The organism is Paraburkholderia bryophila, from assembly GCF_013409255.1.
Classification (GTDB): Bacteria; Pseudomonadota; Gammaproteobacteria; order Burkholderiales; family Burkholderiaceae; genus Paraburkholderia.
The window spans coordinates 765,734-784,387 of sequence record NZ_JACCAS010000001.1 but is presented as its reverse complement, the minus strand read 5'-3'; the positions used below and the strand labels follow the sequence as shown (position 1 = coordinate 784,387).

The following is an 18,654-nucleotide window of genomic DNA, read 5'->3' as shown; positions in this document are numbered from 1 at the left end:
AGGTTCCTAGCGGGGCAACAAAGCGAATTCTTCGGGCGTATACGCCGTGATTGCAAGGGCATGAATGCCGCGCTGCATGGCATCGGCCAGCGCATCATACACCATGCGATGCCGCGCCACGCGGGCCTTGCCGGCGAATGCGGCGGCCACGATCGTGACACTGAAATGACCGCCGGCCGAGGCGCCGGCATGGCCCGCGTGCTGCGCGCTGTCGTCGCTAATCTGGATCGACGCGACCGGCGCGAGCGCGGCGGTGAGGCGCGCTTCGATCAGCGCGGCGCGTTCGGCGGTGGTGGCGTGCATGAAAACATTGGCTTCGGTCATGTCATTCTTCCTTCATGTACTTCGACAGCCACAAGCTCTGTCCGACGATAAACACCACGAGGCAGCCGGTCGCGCCGAACAGCTTGAAATTGACCCACTGGTCGGTGGTGTAGTGGTACGCGACGAACAGGTTGACGAGCCCGAGCAGCACGAAAAAGATCGCCCAGACCACGCTCAGCTTGCCCCAGATCGCGTGCGGCAGCGTGATCTGCTTGCCCATCATCGCTTCGATCAGGTTCTTGTTGAAGGCCAGTTGCGAGACGATCAGCGCAACGGAAAACGCCCAGTACAGCACGGTCGGCTTCCACTTGATGAAGGTGTCGTTGTGCAGCACGAGCGTCGCGCCGCCAAATACGGTGACGACGCCGAGGCTCACCCACAGCATCGGATCGACCTTGCGGTGACGGAACGCCACCCACGCGATCTGCACCAGCGTGGCGACGATCGCCACTGCCGTCGCCGTGAAAATGCCCCAGATCTTGAAGGCGACGAAGAACAGGATGATCGGGAACAGATCGAACAGGAATTTCATTATCTGGTCGGGAATTCGCAGAAGGAGTCGAGGAATGAGGGACGCGGCGCGAAACGGCCGGCGGGCGCCTGCAACGCAGGCCCCACCGGCAATGCGCCGGACTCCGCGCTGCGTTACTTGGGCTCGAATTGTAACGCAGCCGAATTGATGCAGTAACGCAGACCCGTGGGCGCCGGGCCGTCTTCGAACACGTGGCCCAGATGCGCGCCGCAGTTCTTGCATTGCACTTCGATGCGCAGCATGCCGTGCGCGCGGTCGGTTTTCTCGGCGATCACTTCGCCGTTGATCGGCTTGAAGTAGCTCGGCCAGCCGCAGCCGGCGTCGAACTTGGTGTCGGATTCGAAGAGCGGCGTGCCGCAGCACACGCAGTCGTAAATGCCACGGTCCCAGTGGTCGTTATATTGGCCCGTGAACGGGCGCTCGGTGGCCGCGTGGCGCGTCACCTGGTATTCGATGTCGGAGAGCTGCTTGCGCCACTCGGCGTCGTCTTTCTGCACGGCGGGGACGTCGGGGGTGTTGGGGTTGAGGTCGTCGGGCTTGTTCATGGTCGGGGTTCCTGTCTCGGGGCTTGTTTTGGGGACTGCACTACGACGAGCAGCTCACTTCCAGCGAACTTGCCCAGTCGGGCGGCAGCCCCGCATACGCTTCATGCTCGGGCTGTTCGTCGAACGGGCGGCGCAGCACCGCCGCCAGACGCTCCACTTCGGAGAAATCTTTCTCTTTCGCGCGGCGAATCGCCGTTTCCGCCAGATGATTGCGAAGAATGAATTTGGGGTTGACCCGGTTCATTGCAATGGCGCGCGCGGCGTCGTCGCGTGTTTCATGGGACAGGCGCGCGCGGTAGTCGTTCGCCCACGCGTCGAACGCGGCGCGGTCGAGGAACAGGTCGCGCACCGCCGTGTCGCCGCTCGCGTCGTGTTTCGACACGCGCGCGAGATGGCGGAACGTCAGCGTGAAATCGGCGCGGTTGGCGTGCATCACCTCGAACAGACGATTCACTAATGTGTCGTCGCCGTCTCGTTCGGTCTCGAGGCCGAGCTTCGCGCGCATGCGCCGTTCCAGCGCTGGCGCGAAACGCTCCTTGAAACCGGCGAGCACGCGCTGCGCGTCTTCGATCGCTTTGTCGCCGCGCACGCTTTCTTCGTGCTGTTCGCCGAGCAGCGGCAACAGCCCTTGCGCCAGACAGAACAGATTCCAGTAGCCGATCTGCGGCTGCATCTTGTACGCGTAACGGCCTTGCGAATCGGAGTGATTGCAGATGTAGCCGGCGTCGAATCCGTCCATGAAACCGAACGGACCGTAGTCGATCGTCAGGCCGAGAATCGACATGTTGTCGGTATTCATCACGCCATGGCAGAAGCCGACCGCCTGCCATTCGACCATCAGATCGGCGGTGGATTTCACGGCTTCGTCGAGCAGCGCGAGATAGGGGTCGTCGGCGTCGCGGCAATGCGGATAGAAACGCTCGATCACGTGATCGGCGAGCGCGCGCAGCGCGTCGGTGCGATCGTTCGAATAGAAATGCTCGAAGTGGCCGAAGCGCACGAAACTCGGTGCGACCCGCGTGACCACCGCGGCGGTTTCGATCTCTTCGCGCCGCACCGGCTGATCGGAGCCGACCACGCACAGCGCGCGAGTGGTCGGAATGCCGAGGTGATGCATGGCTTCCGAACACAGAAACTCGCGGATCGACGAGCGCAGCACTGCGCGGCCGTCGCCCATGCGCGAATAGGGCGTGCGCCCCGCGCCTTTGAGTTGCAGCTCGAAGCGTTGACCGTGATGCGCGACTTCACCGAGACCGAGCGCGCGGCCGTCGCCGAGCTGGCCGGCCCATACGCCGAACTGATGCCCCGAATACACCGAGGCATACGGCAGCGCCTCGGCGGGCCATTCGCGCGTGGCGTTGCCGGAGAACAGTTCGGCGAAACCGGGGTCTCTCTGGAGCCCCGGCTCTAAACCGAGCAGCGCGGCGGTCTCCGCGGAGAAGCCGACCATGTACGGCGCATTGAGCGGCGCCGCCGGCAGACGGGTCAGGAAGACGCTGCCGAGCCGCGCGAACGCGTTTTCAGGCGAGGTGACAAGGGCATTGGAAAGAGCCGCTAACGGCCCGGATAACCCTGCAAAGCTTGGGGAAAACGACATGTTGAGCGCCTCTGGATTAACCGATATTGTAAGTCCGCGCCCGCGGCGCTGCAGGCTGGCTTCCAGCCGCTTCGTCGCGGATAGTCGGCCGGCATGCCGGAGGGTGTTGAAGCAACCAGAAACCAGGACGAGGAAACTTCTCTTTATGACGACGCCGCTGCTTGGACAGATGATGGACGTGCCGCTCACCGTATCCTCGTTGCTCGCGCATGCCGCGCGGCATTTCGGTGGCACCGAAATCGTGTCGCGGCGTATCGAAGGCGACCTGCATCGCTACACCTACCGCGATTGCGAAAAACGCGCCAGGCAGCTCGCGCAGGCGCTGATCGCGCTGGGCGTCGAACCGGGCGAACGGGTGGCAACGCTGGCATGGAACGGCTACCGGCATCTCGAAGCGTATTACGGCACGACCGGCTTCGGCGCGGTGTGCCACACGATCAATCCGCGTCTCTTTCCCGACCAGATCGCCTACATCGTCAATCATGCCGACGACGCCTACGTGATGTTCGACACCACGTTCGCGCCGCTGGTCGACGCACTCGCGCCGCAGTGCCCGAAAGTGCGCGGCTGGATCGCGCTCGCCGACGAAGCGCATCTGCCGGCCATGCAAACGCCGGTGCTCAGTTACGAAACGCTGGTCGATGCGCAAGACGGCAACTTCGCGTGGCCGGCGCTCGACGAGCGCCAGGCTTCGTACCTTTGCTATACGTCCGGCACGACGGGCAATCCGAAGGGCGCGCTGTACTCGCATCGCTCGACGGTGCTGCATGCGTTCGGCGCGGCCTTGCCCGATGCCATGAGCCTGTCCGCGCGCGACGCCGTGCTGCCGGTCGTGCCGATGTTCCATGTGAACGCATGGGGCATTCCGCACAGCGCGCCGTTGACCGGCGCGAAGCTGGTGTTCCCCGGCAAGGACCTCGACGGCAAGTCGCTTTACGAGTTGATGGAAAGCGAACGCGTCACGTATTCCGCCGGCGTGCCGACCGTATGGCTCGGTTTGCTGAACTACCTGCGCGAGGCGGGCGTGCGGTTTTCGTCGTTGAATCGCACGGTAATCGGCGGCTCGGCGTGTCCGCCTGCCATGCTGCGCGCCTTCGAGGACGACTACGGCGTGCAGGTGATTCACGCATGGGGAATGACCGAAATGTCGCCGCTCGGCACGCTAGCGAAACTGACGTGGGAGCAATCGCAACGTCCGCTCGCCGAACAGCGAAAACTGCTGGAAAAGCAGGGCCATGTGCTGTACGGCGTCGATATGAAGATCGTCGGCGAAGACGGTCAGGAACTGCCTTGGGACGGCGTCGCGTTCGGCGATCTGCATGTACGTGGGCCGTGGGTGATCGACCGGTATTTCCGCAAGGACGATTCGCCGCTGGTGGACGGCTGGTTTCCCACCGGCGACGTCGCCACCATCGACCCGGACAGTTTTCTGAACATCACCGATCGTTCGAAAGACGTGATCAAGTCCGGCGGCGAATGGATCAGTTCGATCGACGTCGAGAACGTCGCGATCGCGCATCCGGCGGTCGCGGAAGCGGCCTGCATCGCCTGCGCGCATCCGAAGTGGACCGAGCGGCCGCTGCTGGTGGTCGTCAAGCGCGCGGGCTTCGACGTGACGCGCGAGGAGCTGCTCGCGTTTTACGACGGCAAGGTCGCCAAATGGTGGATTCCCGACGACGTCGCCTTCGTCGACGAACTGCCGCACACGGCCACCGGCAAACTGCAGAAGCTGAAGCTGCGCGATCTGTTCCGCGATCACGTGCTGCCGTCGGCATTGGAAGACCAGAAGGATTGTCCACTGGTTAGGGGAAACCCCGCCTAACAGTAAATTGAACGAGCGTGCTTTTTTGTGTATTCTGCCTGCTGACCCCGGTTAATCGATCAGCGAGTCGAGCAGCGAGTCGCCCACTCGCTGGCAACAAGCGGACAATGATCCGACTCGATGAACCGGACGGGCGGCGCATCATGCGCCGCCTCAACCGCAACATGGCATGAATCGCATGGAGGCAGGCAGAGATGGCAGTGGACTACACAACTCATGACGGCGTGGCCGTCATCACGCTGAACAATCCTCCCGTGAACGGCCTCGGCCTGTCGACGCGAGCCGGCATCGTCGAAGGAATCGAGCGCGCGCAGAGCGATCCGGCCATCAAGGCCATCGTGCTGACGGGCGCGGGCAAAGCCTTTTCGGGCGGCGCCGACATCACCGAATTCAACACGCCGAAAGCGACCCAGGAGCCGACGCTCGCCACCGTCATCAAGGTGGTCGAAAGCAGCGCGAAGCCGGTGATCGCGGCGATTCACAGCGTTGCAATGGGCGGCGGTCTGGAATTGGCGCTCGGCGCGCATTACCGCATCGCGGCGCCCGGCGCGCAGATCGCGCTGCCGGAAGTGAAGCTCGGCATTCTGCCGGGCGCGGGCGGCACGCAGCGTCTGCCGCGTGCCATCGGCCTCGAAGCGTCACTCAACATGATCGTGTCCGGCGCGCCGGTCCTGTCCGAGAAGCTGGCCGAGTCGGGTCTGTTCGACGAAGTCGTGCAAGGCGATCTGGCCGAAGCGGCGCTCGCGTTCGCCCGCAAGGTCGGCGCGAAAGAAGGCCCGCATCCGCGCGTGCGCGATCGCAAGATCGAGCATCCGAACGCGGCCGGTTTCATCCAGTTCACGCGCAACACCGTCTCGGCGATGGCGAAGCATTTCCCCGCGCCGCTGAAATGCATCGACGCGGTGGAAGCGGGCGTGCAGAACGGTTTCGACAAGGGCCTCGCGTTCGAACGCGAATGCTTCGTCGCGCTGGTGCAGACACCCGAGAGTCACGCGCTGCGTCATGCGTTCTTCGGCGAACGCGCAGCCAGCAAGATTCCCGATGTGCCGGCCGATACGCCGGTGCGCGACATCGCCCAGGTGGCGGTGATCGGCGCGGGCACGATGGGCGGCGGCATCGCGATGAACTTCATCAACGCGGGCATTCCGGTCACGCTGCTGGAAACCAAACAGGAAGCGCTCGATCGCGGCGTCGCGACGATCCGCAAGAACTACGAAGCCACCGTCAAGAAGGGCAAGCTCAAGCCCGAGGCGCTTGAACAGCGCATGGCGTTGATCACCCCCACGCTGTCCTACGACGACCTCAAACACGCCGATCTGATCGTCGAAGCCGTGTTCGAAGAACTCGGCGTGAAAGAGCAGGTATTCAAGCGTCTCGACGAAGTCGCGAAGCCCGGTGCGATTCTGGCGTCGAACACGTCGACGCTGGACGTCGACAAGATCGCCGCCTTCACGAAGCGTCCGCAGGACGTGGTCGGCATGCACTTCTTCAGCCCGGCCAACGTGATGAAGCTGCTCGAAGTGGTGCGCGGCAAGGACACGGCGAAAGACGTGCTCGCCACCGTCATGAAGCTCGCGAAGAAGATCAAAAAGACCGCAGTGGTCTCGGGCGTCTGCGACGGCTTTATCGGCAACCGGATGATTGAGCAGTACATCCGTCAGGCGCTCTTCATGCTCGAAGAAGGCGCGCTGCCCGCGCAAGTCGACAAAGCCATCGAGAAGTTCGGCTTCGCGATGGGCCCGTTCCGCATGAGCGATCTGGCCGGCAACGACATCGGCTGGGCGATCCGCAAGCGCCGCTATCAGGAGCATCCTGACATGCACTATTCGAAGATCGCCGATCGTCTGTGCGAGACCGGGCGCTTCGGCCAGAAGACCGGCGGCGGCTGGTACGACTACAAGGCGGGCGACCGCACGGCGTACCCGTCGAAGGTGGTCGACGAGATGATCGGCGCGTTCTCGAAGGAAGCCAACGCCGAGCGCCGCAAGATCAGCGACGAGGAAATCGTCGAACGTCTCGTGTTCGCGCTCGTTAATGAAGGCGCGAAGATTCTCGAGGAAGGCATTGCGTCGAAGGCGTCGGATATCGACATGGTCTATCTGACCGGCTACGGCTTTCCGCTGTATCGCGGCGGTCCGATGCTGTACGCGGATACCGTCGGGCTCTACAACGTCGAGCGCGCGATTCGCCGCTATGCGGCGCGGCCGAACGGCGACGCGTGGCAACTCGCGCCGAGCATCGCGGAACTGGCGGCCAAGGGTCGCGGGTTCAACGGCTGAACACTCGACTGAAACGCCTCAGGTGGCGCGTGCCGGCCAATCCGCCGCACGGCGAAACGCCGGCGCGCCACCCTCGACATCTGGAAGGAGACATACATGACTGACGCCGTAATCGTATCGACCGCCCGCACGGGCCTCGCCAAATCCTGGCGCGGCGGTTTCAACATGACGCACGGCGCGACGCTCGGCGGCCACGTGACGCAGGCCGCGGTCGAGCGCGCGAAGCTCGATCCGGCACGCGTCGAAGACGTGATCATGGGCTGCGCCAATCCGGAAGGCGCGACGGGCATGAACATCGCGCGGCAGATCGCACTGCGCGGCGGCCTGCCGGTCAGCGTGCCGGGCATGACGGTGAACCGCTTCTGCTCGTCGGGCTTGCAGACCATCGCGCTTGCCGCGCAACGCGTGATCGCCGGTGAAGGCGATGTGTTCGTCGCGGGCGGGGTGGAATCGATCTCGTGCGTGCAGAACGAGATGAACCGCCACATGATGACCGAAGGCTGGCTCAGCCAGCACAAGCCGGAAATCTACTGGTCGATGCTGCAGACCGCGGAAAACGTCGCCAAGCGCTATTCGATTTCGAAGGAACGTCAGGACGAATACGGCGTGCGCTCGCAGCAACGCGCCGCGGCCGCGCTCGAAGCCGGCAAGTTCAAGGACGAGATCGTGCCGTTGACGGTGCTGGCCGGTGTCGCCGATAAAGCGAGCGGCCGGCTGTTCACGAAAGAAGTCACCGTCAGCAGCGACGAAGGCATTCGCGCCGACACCACGCTCGAAGGCGTGTCGAAGATCCGTACCGCGATGCCGGGTGGCGTCGTGACGGCGGGCAACGCGAGCCAGTTTTCGGACGGCGCGTCGGCCTGCGTGGTGATGAACGCGAAGGTCGCGGAGCGTGAAGGCCTGCAGCCGCTGGGGATTTTCCGCGGCTTCGCGGTGGCCGGTTGCGAGCCGGACGAGATGGGCATCGGACCGGTGTTCGCGGTGCCGAAGCTGCTCAAGCAGGCTGGCCTGAAGGTCGAGGACATCGACCTGTGGGAGCTGAACGAGGCGTTCGCGGTGCAGGTGCTGTATTGCGCCGACAAGCTCGGCATTCCGCACGACCGCCTGAACGTGAACGGCGGCGCGATCGCGGTCGGCCATCCGTACGGTGTGTCGGGCGCGCGGCTGACTGGCCATGCGCTGATCGAAGGCAAGCGGCGCGGCGCGAAGCTGGTGGTCGTGACGATGTGTATCGGCGGCGGCCAGGGCGCGGCGGGGTTGTTCGAAGTGGTGTGAGGCTGTCTTTCAGTCCTGTTTTTCAGCCCTGTCTGTCAGCCTTAAGGCATCGCCATGCCGAGCGCCGGCAGGCTCAAGGTCCCTTGATCGACGAAACGTGTCGTGCTCATCAAGCCGCCCGCGAGCTTGCCGCGCAGCAGGTAGGGAATCTGCCCCGACTGCGCGACGCCCGCGAACGCGAAGGCCTGGCGCACGGCGGCGAAGGCCGGCACGGTCAGCGGCACATTGACGACCGTTTCGCCGTAGCGCGGCACGGTGCCGCCCTGATCGCTGACGCCGCTGGCGAACGGCTTGCCGTTCAGTTCGAGCGCGAGCGAGACGCCGTCGAAGCTCACCGCCGATTCATTGGGGTTCTGCACCCGCAGTTTGACGTTGAAGCGCAATTCGAGTCCCTGGCTGTCGATCGGCTCGATGCCGGCCACGTTCACGCGCAACGGGTCGCCGCCGAACAGGCTGGCGCAACCGTTGAGCGTCAGCGTGACGACGGCGCCGAGGGCGGTCAGACGAACGAGACGGCTGGACAGCAACGCGCGAAGAAAGGACATGACCGGCACCTCGAAGGAAGCGGGTTGGATCATGCATTGTACTGGGCAACGATGAGCCGGCCGGCGCGGGTCAGGCGGCGCGTCGCCACCAGGTTTTGACGAGCCCGGCCAGCGATTGCTGAGCCTGGCGAATCAGGCCGTACAGGTCGTTTTGCAAAGGGGCGCGCTGCAACACGAACGCTGCAGCTTGTCCCTGAACCGCGCTGATCGACACGACGCCGCGTTGCGGCGTCACGAAACATTCGCCTTCCTGCAAGGTGATCGTGGTGACGGGCACGGCGTTGCCGAGCCAGGCCAGCGAGTGGTCGCGCAACTGCAGTTGCAGCGCGCCTTCCACCGCCACGATCGCGGTGTGCGCACGCAGGTCGTGCAGGGCCAGTTGACCGGCAGGCAGGCGCGAGGGCGCGGCGTCGCGAGAAGGGAAGGCGTGGGGTTGACGGAGCGACATGAGCGATTCCTTTAAACCGTTTTCATGCCACACAGCTTAGGGAGTCCGTCGACGTGAAAACAGCCGCAATGCCCGACTATCTGAACCGGTACAGTGCAGCCTTTCAGCGTGCTGTATCGGTCCGAATGGCGCCGATGTGTATCTGTTGCAGCACGCGAACAGTCCGCACCATCGTCGCATGACACAGACCACTTCCCTGCAAGACAGCCCGCGGTCGGCGGAGCGCGCCGCGGACAGCCGGCCGCTTTACCGGCAACTGGCCGATCAATACCGCCGTGCTATCGGCAACGGCGTGCTGCGCCCGGGCGACCGCATGCCGTCGATGCGCGCATTCATGCAGCGCCACAGCGTGAGTCTCGCGACGGCGACCGAAAGCTACCGCGTGCTCGAACGCGCCGCGCTGATCGACGCCCGGCCGCGCGCCGGTTATTTCGTGCGGGTCCCGCCAGCCGCCGCGTTGCCGGCCGCCGCCGAACCGGACGCGGCGGATCTCGCCTTGCAGCCGGGCGCCGCGCAATTCGTCGGGATTCACTCGACGATTTCGGCGATCGTGTCGACCTACCGGCGCTATCCGGACGCGCTGAATCTGGGCGGCTCGACCGCGTCGCCCGATCTCTATCCGACCGCGGCGTTGCAGAAAACCGCGCTGCGCGCGTTGCGCCGGCAGCCCACCTTGCTGACCGCCGCCGGCCACGATCATGGCGACCCGGCGTTGCGCGCGGTGATCGCGCGGCGCGTGCTCGAGGCCGGTATCCAGATCGGCGCGGACGACGTCATCATGACCCACGGCGGTATCGAAGCCATGAACCTCGCGTTGCGCGCCGTGACTCAACCGGGAGACACCGTCGCGGTCGAGTCGCCGTGTTTTTTCGGCCTGCTGCAGGCACTGGAAAGCCTCGGTTTGCGCGCGCTCGAAATTCCCGCCAGTCCGAGCACCGGTCTTGCCGTCGAAGCGCTGGCGTTCGCGCTGCAAACGCATCCCGACATCAAGGCCGTGGTGGTCGTGCCGCACCTGCAGAACCCGCTCGGCAGCGTGATGCCCGACGCGCACAAGGCCAGGCTGGTCGAACTGTGCTCGCAGGCCGGCATTGCGCTGATCGAGGACGATCCGTATCGCGAACTCGTCGACGCGGCGTCGTCGCCTCGCTCGCTCAAGGCCTGGGACACCGATGGCACCGTGATCCACTGCACGTCGTTCAACAAGACGCTGGCGCCCGGCCTGCGGGTCGGCTGGATCAACGGCGGCCGCTGGCATGCGCGCGTCGGCATGCTGAAGTTCGCGCAGTCGCGCCATAACGAGCCGTTGGCGCAGGTCGTGCTCGCCGAATTTCTGGAAACCAGCGCGTATGAGCGGCATTTGCGGCGCTTGCGTGACCGGCTGCGGATTCAGCGCGAGCGGATGGCGGCGGCGATTGCCGCGTCGTTTCCGGACGGCACGCGTTTCACGCCGCCGGGCGGCGGGATGTTTTTCTGGATCGAGCTGCCGCGCGAGGTGTCGTCGTCGGCGTTCTTCGAGGCCGCATTGCTCGATGGCATTCGCGTGATGCCCGGCACGGTGTATTCGAACGCGGGACGCTTCGATCATTTCATTCGCCTGAGTTGTCCGAGCACGGATATCGAACTGGCCGACGAGGCGGTGCGCAAGCTCGGCCGACTCGCCACGCGGATGGCCGCGCATGCGAAAACGCCATAGCGGGTATCATTTCCTGCTGCCAGGCGCCGAACCCGCACAACCCGCTTGACCCGTATCGCGTCGTTATTCATCACGCGTCGAGCACGAATTCAGATAACCGCAATGACCGATTCATCTTCATCCCAAGCCAATAGCGCGACTTTGCCCGAGAGCCCGTTCGTCGACCGGCTCGGCGCGCAGCTCGTGTCCGCGGCGGACGGCGCCAGCGAAGTCGTGCTGCCGCTGCAGCCCGATCACATGAACACCTGGGACGTCGCGCACGGCGGCGTCACGATGACGCTCGCCGATGTGGCGCTAGCCATGGCCGCGCGCAGTCTCGCCGGCGACGGCGTCGGCGTGGTTACCGTCGAAATGAAAGTCAACTTCATGCAACCGGGCCGCGGCGAGTTGCGCGCGACCGGTCGCGTGCTGCACCGCTCGACTACCATGGCCTTTTGCGAAGGCGAGATTCGCGACAGCGAAGGCCACTTCGTCGCCAAGGCGCTCGGCACATTCAAATACATGCGGCGCCTCGCGGTGGGCCGCGATGTGACGCAGCAGCGTTTGCGCAGCGACCCGTCGGCGAAACCCGGTCCGAGCGACGGTTGATGGCCTGCTGCGGCGCGCTGGCCGCGAGCGTGCGTGCGTGCCTGCGTGTGCGCGTGTGCTGTCCCAACACCGTGCGCGCCGCTTTTGCTTCTCACGACTGCACCCCGTTTCAGATTACTCGCCGATCAAACCGGCAACTCATGGAGACGAACGTCATGCCCCAGATCAACCGTCAACTCGTGCTGGCTTCGCGCCCGCAAGGCGCTGTCACGCCGGACAATTTCAGGCTCGTCGAAACGCCGCTCGCACCGCTCGCCGATGGCGAATTGCGCGTGCGCAATCACTTTCTGTCGCTCGATCCGTACATGCGCGGCCGCATGAACGACAGCAAGTCGTACGCGGCGCCGCAGCCGCTGGACGAAGTGATGATCGGCGGCACGGTCGGTGAAGTGGTGGAATCGAAGAACCCGAAATTCGCGGTAGGCGACAAGGTCGTCGCAATGTTCGGCTGGCAGGAATACGGCGTCTCGAACGGCGCGGGCGTGCAGAAAGTGGACGACACGCATGTGCCGCTGTCGGCCTATCTCGGACCGGTCGGTATGCCCGGCGTCACCGCGTGGTACGGGCTGAACCGCATCATCGCGCCGAAGGCGGGCGAGACCGTGGTGGTCAGCGCGGCGAGCGGCGCGGTGGGCAGCGTGGTCGGGCAACTGGCGAAGCTGGCCGGCGCGCGCGCGGTCGGCATTGCGGGCGGCGCGGACAAGTGCCGCTATGTGGTCGAGACGCTCGGCTTCGATGCCTGCGTCGACTACAAGGCCGGCAATCTGTACAAGGACCTCAAGGCGGTGACGCCGGATGGCGTGGACGGCTACTTCGAGAACGTCGGCGGTGAAGTGCTTGACGTGACGCTGGCGCGCATGAACGCGTTCGGCCGGATCGCGCTGTGTGGGTTTATCGCGGGCTACGACGGCCAGCCGCTGCCGCTCAAGCATCCTTCGCTGATGCTCACGCAGCGTTTGCTGGTGCAAGGCTTTATCGTCAGCGAGCATATGGAAGTGTGGCCGGAAGCGCTGAAGCAACTCGGCACGCTGGTCGCGCAGAACAAGCTGCAATATCGCGAGACCATCGCTCAAGGTCTGGACGCGGCGCCCGAGGCATTCATGGGGCTGCTCAAGGGCAAGAATTTCGGCAAGCAGCTCGTCAAGCTGATCTGTGCCAACCAGGGAGTCGCACGATGTTCGAATTCACAGGCAAGGTGGCGGTGATCACCGGCGCGGCGAGCGGCTTCGGCCGTGCGTTCGCCGACAAGGGCGCGGCGCTCGGCATGAATCTCGTGCTAGCCGACGTGAATCCCGAGGCGCTCGCGCTGACCGTCGACGCGTTGCGCGCCGGCGGCGCCGACGCGATCGGCGTACCGACCGACGTCGCCAGCGCGGCCCAGATCGAAGCGCTCGCGCAGGCGGCGCTCGACGCGTTCGGCAAGGTGCATCTGCTGTTCAACAACGCGGGCGTGGGCTCGGGCGGCTTCCTGTGGGAAAGCTCGGTGAACGACTGGTCGTGGGTGTTCGGCGTCAACGTGATGGGCGTCGCGCACGGCGTGCGCGTCTTTACGCCGATCATGCTGGCGCAGAACGAGCCGGCGCATATCGTCAATACGGCGTCCGTGGCGGGCTTGCTGTCGCCGCCCGCAATGGGCATCTACAACGCGTCGAAGCATGCGGTGGTGTCGCTCACCGAGACGCTGTATCACGACCTGCAACTGGCGCAGGCGGCTCAGGTGACGCAAGCGGCAGAAGCGGGGCAAGGTGCCGGTGCGGCCGGTGCTCTGGTGGGCTGTTCGCTGTTGTGCCCGGCCTTCGTGCCGACCGGTATCGCCAACGCCGAACGCGCGCGCCCCGCAACGCTGCGCAACGACAGCGGCCCGACCCGCTCGCAGATCGCCGCCGGCAAGCAACTGCATCGCGCGGTGCAGTCGGGCAAGCTGAGCGCCGCCGACGTCGCCGATATCACCTTCGAAGCGATCGCCGCACGGCGTTTCTACATCATCACGCACCCGGGCATCATGGCGACGGTGGAACTGCGTCATGAGGATATCGAGCACTTGCGCAATCCGACCGATCCGATGTCGTTGAAGCCCGAAGTGAAGAACGCGGGTTAGGGGTTCGCCAGCACGACCGGCGAGTTACTGCGTTGTGACGTGTTGCGATGCGAGGTTCGCCGGTTCTTTTCTACTTTTTTGGCGCGTTTGCGCCTTTAGACGCACCATGCCGCTGAATCCGAAGATCGAGCAGGTGCTCGACATGATCTCGCGGGCCAAACGTCCGCAGTTTCATGAAATGACTGCGCAACAGGCGCGCGCGTCGTACGAAAAAAGCGCGCCGATCCTGGAGGTCGCCAGCGCGCCGATGTTCTCCGTCGACGATCTGCGCGTGCCCACGCGCGACGGCGCGACGATTCGCGCGCGTCTTTATTTTCCGGTCGAACCGGGCTGGGCTGAGCCGGTTCCGGCGCTGGTGTATTACCACGGCGGCGGTTTCACGGTGGGCAGCGTCGACACGCACGACGCGCTATGCCGGATGTTTGCGCGCGACGGCCACTGCGCGGTGTTGTCGGTGGATTACCGTCTCGCGCCCGAGCACAAATTTCCTACCGCGGTCGATGACGCGTTCGACGCGTTGCGCTGGCTGCACACGCACGCGGCGGAATACGGCATCGACGAAAACCGCCTGGCGGTGGGCGGCGATAGCGCGGGCGGCACGCTGGCGACGGTTTGCGCGGTGCTCGCGTGCGACGCGGATATCGAGCTCGCGCTGCAATTGCTGATCTACCCCGGCACGAGCGGCCATCAGCAAACGGAATCGCATGCGCGTCTGGCCGACGGGTTCCTGCTGTCGGGCGAGACGATTCAATGGTTTTTCGATCACTACGTGCGCGATGCAAGCGATCGCGACGACTGGCGTTTCGCACCGCTCGACGGCCAACGCGGCGCGCCCGCTTTCAGCGGCCTCGCGCCGGCCTGGATCGCGACCGCCGAATACGATCCGTTGAGCGATGAGGGCGACGCCTACGCGGAAAAGTTACGCGCAGCGGACAACCTGGTCATGTTGCGACGCTACCCGGGCATGATCCACGAGTTCTTTAAGATGGGCGGTTTCGTGCCGGATGTGGCGCAAGCGCATGCGGACGCCGCGGCGGCATTGCGCGGGGCGTTCGGCATCGAGTAGCGGTGGGGTGTGGCTGCGGGGTGTGGCCTGGTTCGGCGATGTGGACTAGCAGTGTCGCCAATCAGATTGCAGTTCGCTCGACTGCTCGACTGCTCTGCTTGCAACAAGCGAGCCGTCAGACCGCTTATCCAGCAATCTCACGTTCGATATTGAACGCGAAGCTGCGCTCGAAGTCGCCGGGCCGCACGATCCGGTGCGAGCCGTTATCGTCGCTGCGCTCGGCCACGGCCACGCTGATCACGTCGCCATGCGCGGCCACGCGCAACGCAGTCGTGCCGCGCGTGCCGTATTCCGGCGTTTCGATAAACGCCGCCGACAACGCCCGTTCGCGTTCCAGCGGAATGCCGGTGGACGGCAATTCGTCGTCGCGTGCGAGGCGCGGGTCGCGCATCAGATCGATCAGCCGTTCGAGCGGCGGCAGGGTCGGGCGTGCGAGCAGGGCGCCCAGTTCGGCGCGCTTGTTGACGAGCTTCGGCCACGCGGTATCGAGCACCGCGTTCGAAATGCCGTGCGTGCCCGCTGCGAGCAGCGCGGGCGCGAGCGACGAACGGTTGCAGTACCAGCCGAGTTCCCGGCGCGTCCAGTCGCCCACCAGCAGATTGAAGCCGTTATAGATGTCGCCGGTTTGTGCGACGTGGCGCAGATAGGCGAGCGGCGTTGTGTGCGGCTGACCCTGCGCGTCGCGCGCGGCGCCGCTCAGCCAGTCGCTGACGAGCGTGCCGCGGGTCGGCGCGTCGGCGCGCATTTCATGCGGCGCGCGGTAATTGGTCAGCGCGGCGAAACGGCCGTCGCGCGACACGCCGAGCCACGTGCCGCCGCCTACCAGATCGCGGCCGGCCAGCACGGCCGGCGCGTCGTGCCACCAACCGACCGGTTCGGCGGTGCGGCGAAAGAATTCGTCGCGGTTCGCGGCGAGCGTGAAGAGCGGGCCGTCGACCGCATCGGGTCGCCAGTCGAAGACGATCAGGCACATCGGGGGAGGGTCTCCTTTGCCGCTCAAACTTCAGTCGGCAACCCATACGGCAGCGCAAGAAACCGCAACCCCGCACCCTCCGCCGCGCCCAGATGTACCGAGCCGTTTTCCAGCGCGGCGAGCTTAATTTCCACCAGCAGATCGACCCCGCCTTCCGGCGCCGACGCCGCGTTCACCACCATCCCACACGGCTGACCGGGATCGTCCGAATGAAACAGCTCCGTGCCCGCCTTGACCGTGTCCAGTTCACCGGCCACATTTGCCAGCGACGTGCGCCGCTTGATCGTGCCGCGATACTGGCTGCGCGCCACCACTTCCTGACCCGGATAGCAGCCTTTGCGGAAGTTCACCGCGCCGAGCACGTCGAAATTGACCATTTGCGGCACGAACTGTTCAACCACCGGCTGGGTGATGCGCGGCTCGCCGGCGCGAATGTCGAGCCAGTCCCACACCGCTGGCGACACGCGTTTGAGCGTGTCGTCCAATGCCGGCAGATGCGCTTCGATCTGCGCCTTCGGGCCGATCCACAGATAACGCAGCCGGTCGAGCGCGTCCGGCACGCGGATCAGCGAGCCCGCCGGGCCGTCCACCTTCACATGCACGCCGTCCGGCAGCGCGTCGAACACGCCCGACAGCGCGTGGCGCACGTCGCCGGCGAGGCCGACCACCGCGACTTCGCCGCTCGCGTCCACCAGTTTGGCCTTGGCGCGCAGTACGAACATCGACAGCCGTTTTTGCACCGCCGCCTGCACGTCTTTCGACACCAGCAGGCGGATCGCCTCGCCGCTGCGCCACGTCAGGAACGACGCCAGCAGCCGGCCCTTGGCCGAGCAATAGCCGGCCAGCCGCGCGTTGGCGGCGTCGAGATGCTGGGTGTCGTTGGTGAGCTGGCCGTGCAGGAAGCTCGCCGCGTCGTCGCCGATCGTGTCGATCACGCCGAACTGCGTGAGCGGCATGTAGGCGCCGTGCTGGACGACGGCGTCGAATTCAGCGGCGGACGGACGCGGCAGCATGGGCAGCGCGACGGGCGAAGCCGGCGCGGCGGCAGCAGCGGAAGGGTTGACTGAGGTAGTGCCTGAAGCGGTAGCGAGCGGTGTGTTCATGGATTCGGAGAACAGTCAATTCTGACTTTAGCTAAGGCAAACAAGTATTATATGCAGTCCACTCCTGTCCCGTTCGGCATGTCCCTCCTGAAGAAATGTTTCGTCGCCGGCTCAATCGTCGTTGTGCTGGCCGTAGCCGCCGTTGCAGCCGGCTATCACTGGGCCACCAGCCCGCTCGATCTGAACCCCGCGCAACTCGACGTCACCGTCAAACCGCATAGCAGCCTGCGCAGCGTCACCTTGCAACTGAATCGCGGCGGCGTGCCGGTCGAGCCGGAGCTGTTCGTCATCATGACGCGGCTGCTGGGGCTGCAAAGCGAGCTGAAATCGGGCAACTACGAGTTCAAGACCGGCGTGAGCCCGTACGAGGTGCTGCAAAAGATCGCTCGCGGCGACGTCAACGAATACGTGGCGACCATTATCGAAGGCTGGACCTTCAAGCGCATGCGCGCCGAACTGGACGCCAATCCGGCGCTCAAGCACGACACGGCCGGCATGAGCGACGCCGATCTGATGACGGCGATCGGTGCGCCGGAAGCGTCGATCGGTAACGGCGAGGGGCTGTTTTTCCCCGACACCTATCTGTTCGACAAGAACACCAGCGACCTCGACGTGTACCGTCGCGCGTATCACCTGATGCGCCAGCGTCTCGACGAAGCGTGGCTCGCGCGCTCGCCGAATCTGCCGTACAAGACGCCGTACGACGCGCTGACCATGGCGTCGATCATTGAGAAGGAGACCGGCAAGCCGTCCGACCGGCCGATGGTGGCGGCGGTGTTCGCCAACCGTCTGCGGGTGGGCATGCCGTTGCAGACCGACCCGACCGTGATCTACGGCATGGGCGACAGTTACACGGGGCACATCCGCAAGAAAGACCTGCAGACGGACACTCCCTACAATACCTACACCCGGATGGGTTTGCCGCCTACGCCCATCTCGCTGCCCGGTGTCGCGTCGCTGCAGGCGGCGATGAACCCGGCGCAAAGCACCGCGCTGTATTTCGTGTCGCGCGGCGACGGCAGCAGCATCTTTTCCGACAACCTCGGCGATCACAACAAGGCCGTGGACAAATACATTCGAGGGCAATGATGGCGCGGGGCAAATTCATTACGTTTGAAGGCATAGACGGCGCCGGCAAGACCACGCATCTGAGCTGGTTCCGCGAGCGCCTCGAGCACAAGGTGGCGAGCACGGGCCGCGCGGTGGTCATGACGCGCGAACCGGGCGGCACGCCGCTCGGCGAGCAGATTCGCGAGATCGTGCTGCATCAGAAGATGGACCTCGAAACCGAGGCGCTGCTGATGTTCGCGCTGCGTCGCCAGCATCTGGCCGAGGTGATCGAGCCGGCGCTCGCGCGCGGCGACTGGGTGCTGTCGGACCGTTTCACCGACGCGACCTTTGCCTATCAAGGCGGTGGCCGCGGGCTGCCGCGCGACAAGCTGGAAACGCTGGAGCGCTGGGTGCAGGGTGGTTTTCAGCCGGATATGACGGTGCTGTTCGACCTCGACCCGGAAGTCGCCGACGAACGGCGCAGCGCGGTGCGCGACCCGGACCGTTTCGAGAGCGAATCGACGGCGTTCTTCAACCGCACCCGCAGCGAATATCTGCGCCGCGCGGAAGAAGCGCCGTACCGGTTCGCTATCATTGACTCTTCGCAGACCATCACGCGTATTCAGAAACAGCTTGAAGAGTTGATTGCAGTTCTTTGATTTTAAAAGAATATAACCCTGGTTTATAACGGTTAGCAAAGTTCGAGCGGTGTCTCG

Annotated in this window: 18 protein-coding genes; 10 read left to right on the top strand and 8 right to left on the bottom strand. The window is 64.9% G+C overall.

Annotated elements, in window-relative coordinates; all coding sequences use genetic code 11:
- Positions 1 to 6: 6 nt before the first annotated feature.
- The 4 genes from GGD40_RS03380 to GGD40_RS03365 all read right to left on the bottom strand — a co-directional run bounded on the left by GGD40_RS03380 (position 7) and on the right by GGD40_RS03365 (position 2,998).
- Complete coding sequence (locus GGD40_RS03380; RefSeq protein ID WP_179704934.1) at positions 7 to 324, bottom strand: BolA family protein; 318 nt, start codon at positions 322 to 324, stop codon at positions 7 to 9.
- A 1-nt stretch (position 325) separates the two neighbouring features.
- Positions 326 to 856 carry a septation protein A gene (locus GGD40_RS03375; RefSeq protein ID WP_105508273.1) on the bottom strand — a complete coding sequence of 177 codons (531 nt, stop codon included), beginning with the start codon at positions 854 to 856 and terminating at the stop codon, positions 326 to 328.
- A 113-nt stretch (positions 857 to 969) separates the two neighbouring features.
- Positions 970 to 1,401, bottom strand: a complete 432-nt coding sequence (gene msrB, locus GGD40_RS03370; protein WP_179704931.1) for a peptide-methionine (R)-S-oxide reductase MsrB — start codon at positions 1,399 to 1,401, stop codon at positions 970 to 972.
- Positions 1,402 to 1,441: 40 nt separating this feature from the next.
- Entirely contained in the window at positions 1,442 to 2,998 is a 1,557-nt protein-coding gene (locus GGD40_RS03365; RefSeq protein ID WP_179742787.1) for a protein adenylyltransferase SelO, read from the bottom strand.
- Between the two features lie 145 nt (positions 2,999 to 3,143).
- On the opposite strand from GGD40_RS03365, the gene GGD40_RS03360 reads away from it, so the two are divergent.
- From GGD40_RS03360 to GGD40_RS03350, 3 genes are all read left to right on the top strand, one after another.
- The gene (locus GGD40_RS03360) at positions 3,144 to 4,820 is read left to right on the top strand and encodes a 3-(methylthio)propionyl-CoA ligase (protein ID WP_179742786.1); all 1,677 of its coding nucleotides are present in this window, start codon (positions 3,144 to 3,146) and stop codon (positions 4,818 to 4,820) included.
- A gap of 194 nt (positions 4,821 to 5,014) precedes the next feature.
- Positions 5,015 to 7,099, top strand: coding sequence for a 3-hydroxyacyl-CoA dehydrogenase NAD-binding domain-containing protein (locus GGD40_RS03355; protein ID WP_179704922.1), 2,085 nt, complete (start codon positions 5,015 to 5,017; stop codon positions 7,097 to 7,099).
- Positions 7,100 to 7,195: 96 nt separating this feature from the next.
- Positions 7,196 to 8,374: an acetyl-CoA C-acyltransferase gene (locus GGD40_RS03350; protein ID WP_179704919.1), complete on the top strand. Its 1,179-nt coding sequence runs from the start codon at positions 7,196 to 7,198 to the stop codon at positions 8,372 to 8,374.
- Positions 8,375 to 8,415: 41 nt separating this feature from the next.
- Here GGD40_RS03350 and GGD40_RS03345 read toward each other — a convergent pair whose 3' ends face one another.
- The gene (locus GGD40_RS03345; RefSeq protein WP_179742785.1) at positions 8,416 to 8,919 is read right to left on the bottom strand and encodes an LEA type 2 family protein; all 504 of its coding nucleotides are present in this window, start codon (positions 8,917 to 8,919) and stop codon (positions 8,416 to 8,418) included.
- A 70-nt stretch (positions 8,920 to 8,989) separates the two neighbouring features.
- Positions 8,990 to 9,367, bottom strand: coding sequence for a hypothetical protein (locus GGD40_RS03340; RefSeq protein WP_179742784.1), 378 nt, complete (start codon positions 9,365 to 9,367; stop codon positions 8,990 to 8,992).
- Positions 9,368 to 9,545: 178 nt separating this feature from the next.
- On the opposite strand from GGD40_RS03340, the gene GGD40_RS03335 reads away from it, so the two are divergent.
- The 5 genes from GGD40_RS03335 (at position 9,546) to GGD40_RS03315 (ending at position 14,812) form a co-directional block, all read left to right on the top strand.
- Positions 9,546 to 11,060, top strand: coding sequence for an aminotransferase-like domain-containing protein (locus tag GGD40_RS03335; RefSeq protein ID WP_179742783.1), 1,515 nt, complete (start codon positions 9,546 to 9,548; stop codon positions 11,058 to 11,060).
- Positions 11,061 to 11,162: 102 nt separating this feature from the next.
- Positions 11,163 to 11,648 (top strand): PaaI family thioesterase, encoded by a 486-nt coding sequence (locus GGD40_RS03330; RefSeq protein WP_179704907.1) that lies wholly within the window; start codon positions 11,163 to 11,165, stop codon positions 11,646 to 11,648.
- A gap of 155 nt (positions 11,649 to 11,803) precedes the next feature.
- Positions 11,804 to 12,853 (top strand): NADP-dependent oxidoreductase, encoded by a 1,050-nt coding sequence (locus GGD40_RS03325; RefSeq protein ID WP_179742782.1) that lies wholly within the window; start codon positions 11,804 to 11,806, stop codon positions 12,851 to 12,853.
- A complete protein-coding gene (locus tag GGD40_RS03320) occupies positions 12,823 to 13,746 on the top strand; it encodes an SDR family oxidoreductase (RefSeq protein WP_179742781.1) in 924 nt (307 codons plus the stop codon). Before GGD40_RS03325 ends, GGD40_RS03320 begins: the two co-directional genes overlap by 31 nt.
- A 106-nt stretch (positions 13,747 to 13,852) precedes the next feature.
- Positions 13,853 to 14,812: an alpha/beta hydrolase gene (locus GGD40_RS03315; protein ID WP_179742780.1), complete on the top strand. Its 960-nt coding sequence runs from the start codon at positions 13,853 to 13,855 to the stop codon at positions 14,810 to 14,812.
- A 124-nt stretch (positions 14,813 to 14,936) separates the two neighbouring features.
- On the opposite strand, the gene GGD40_RS03310 is transcribed toward GGD40_RS03315, so the two are convergent.
- Both GGD40_RS03310 and ygfZ read right to left on the bottom strand, forming a co-directional pair.
- Positions 14,937 to 15,785 carry an NRDE family protein gene (locus GGD40_RS03310; protein WP_179742779.1) on the bottom strand — a complete coding sequence of 283 codons (849 nt, stop codon included), beginning with the start codon at positions 15,783 to 15,785 and terminating at the stop codon, positions 14,937 to 14,939.
- A gap of 23 nt (positions 15,786 to 15,808) precedes the next feature.
- Entirely contained in the window at positions 15,809 to 16,888 is a 1,080-nt protein-coding gene (gene ygfZ / locus GGD40_RS03305) for a CAF17-like 4Fe-4S cluster assembly/insertion protein YgfZ (protein WP_179742778.1), read from the bottom strand.
- A 78-nt stretch (positions 16,889 to 16,966) separates the two neighbouring features.
- Here ygfZ and mltG point away from each other — a divergent pair, with 78 nt between their 5' ends.
- Positions 16,967 to 17,977, top strand: a complete 1,011-nt coding sequence (gene mltG / locus GGD40_RS03300) for an endolytic transglycosylase MltG (RefSeq protein ID WP_179744867.1) — start codon at positions 16,967 to 16,969, stop codon at positions 17,975 to 17,977.
- Complete coding sequence (tmk, locus tag GGD40_RS03295) at positions 17,977 to 18,597, top strand: dTMP kinase (RefSeq protein ID WP_179744866.1); 621 nt, start codon at positions 17,977 to 17,979, stop codon at positions 18,595 to 18,597. Before mltG ends, tmk begins: the two co-directional genes overlap by 1 nt.
- Positions 18,598 to 18,654: the final 57 nt, after the last annotated feature.

Coding starts and splice junctions, on each gene's coding strand:
- GGD40_RS03380 (WP_179704934.1), bottom strand. CDS start 324: ATGACCGAAGCCAATGTTTTCATGCACGCCACCACCGCCGAACGCGCC.
- GGD40_RS03375 (WP_105508273.1), bottom strand. CDS start 856: ATGAAATTCCTGTTCGATCTGTTCCCGATCATCCTGTTCTTCGTCGCC.
- msrB (WP_179704931.1), bottom strand. CDS start 1,401: ATGAACAAGCCCGACGACCTCAACCCCAACACCCCCGACGTCCCCGCC.
- GGD40_RS03365 (WP_179742787.1), bottom strand. CDS start 2,998: ATGTCGTTTTCCCCAAGCTTTGCAGGGTTATCCGGGCCGTTAGCGGCT.
- GGD40_RS03360 (WP_179742786.1), top strand. CDS start 3,144: ATGACGACGCCGCTGCTTGGACAGATGATGGACGTGCCGCTCACCGTA.
- GGD40_RS03355 (WP_179704922.1), top strand. CDS start 5,015: ATGGCAGTGGACTACACAACTCATGACGGCGTGGCCGTCATCACGCTG.
- GGD40_RS03350 (WP_179704919.1), top strand. CDS start 7,196: ATGACTGACGCCGTAATCGTATCGACCGCCCGCACGGGCCTCGCCAAA.
- GGD40_RS03345 (WP_179742785.1), bottom strand. CDS start 8,919: ATGTCCTTTCTTCGCGCGTTGCTGTCCAGCCGTCTCGTTCGTCTGACC.
- GGD40_RS03340 (WP_179742784.1), bottom strand. CDS start 9,367: ATGTCGCTCCGTCAACCCCACGCCTTCCCTTCTCGCGACGCCGCGCCC.
- GGD40_RS03335 (WP_179742783.1), top strand. CDS start 9,546: ATGACACAGACCACTTCCCTGCAAGACAGCCCGCGGTCGGCGGAGCGC.
- GGD40_RS03330 (WP_179704907.1), top strand. CDS start 11,163: ATGACCGATTCATCTTCATCCCAAGCCAATAGCGCGACTTTGCCCGAG.
- GGD40_RS03325 (WP_179742782.1), top strand. CDS start 11,804: ATGCCCCAGATCAACCGTCAACTCGTGCTGGCTTCGCGCCCGCAAGGC.
- GGD40_RS03320 (WP_179742781.1), top strand. CDS start 12,823: ATGTTCGAATTCACAGGCAAGGTGGCGGTGATCACCGGCGCGGCGAGC.
- GGD40_RS03315 (WP_179742780.1), top strand. CDS start 13,853: ATGCCGCTGAATCCGAAGATCGAGCAGGTGCTCGACATGATCTCGCGG.
- GGD40_RS03310 (WP_179742779.1), bottom strand. CDS start 15,785: ATGTGCCTGATCGTCTTCGACTGGCGACCCGATGCGGTCGACGGCCCG.
- ygfZ (WP_179742778.1), bottom strand. CDS start 16,888: ATGAACACACCGCTCGCTACCGCTTCAGGCACTACCTCAGTCAACCCT.
- mltG (WP_179744867.1), top strand. CDS start 16,967: ATGTCCCTCCTGAAGAAATGTTTCGTCGCCGGCTCAATCGTCGTTGTG.
- tmk (WP_179744866.1), top strand. CDS start 17,977: ATGGCGCGGGGCAAATTCATTACGTTTGAAGGCATAGACGGCGCCGGC.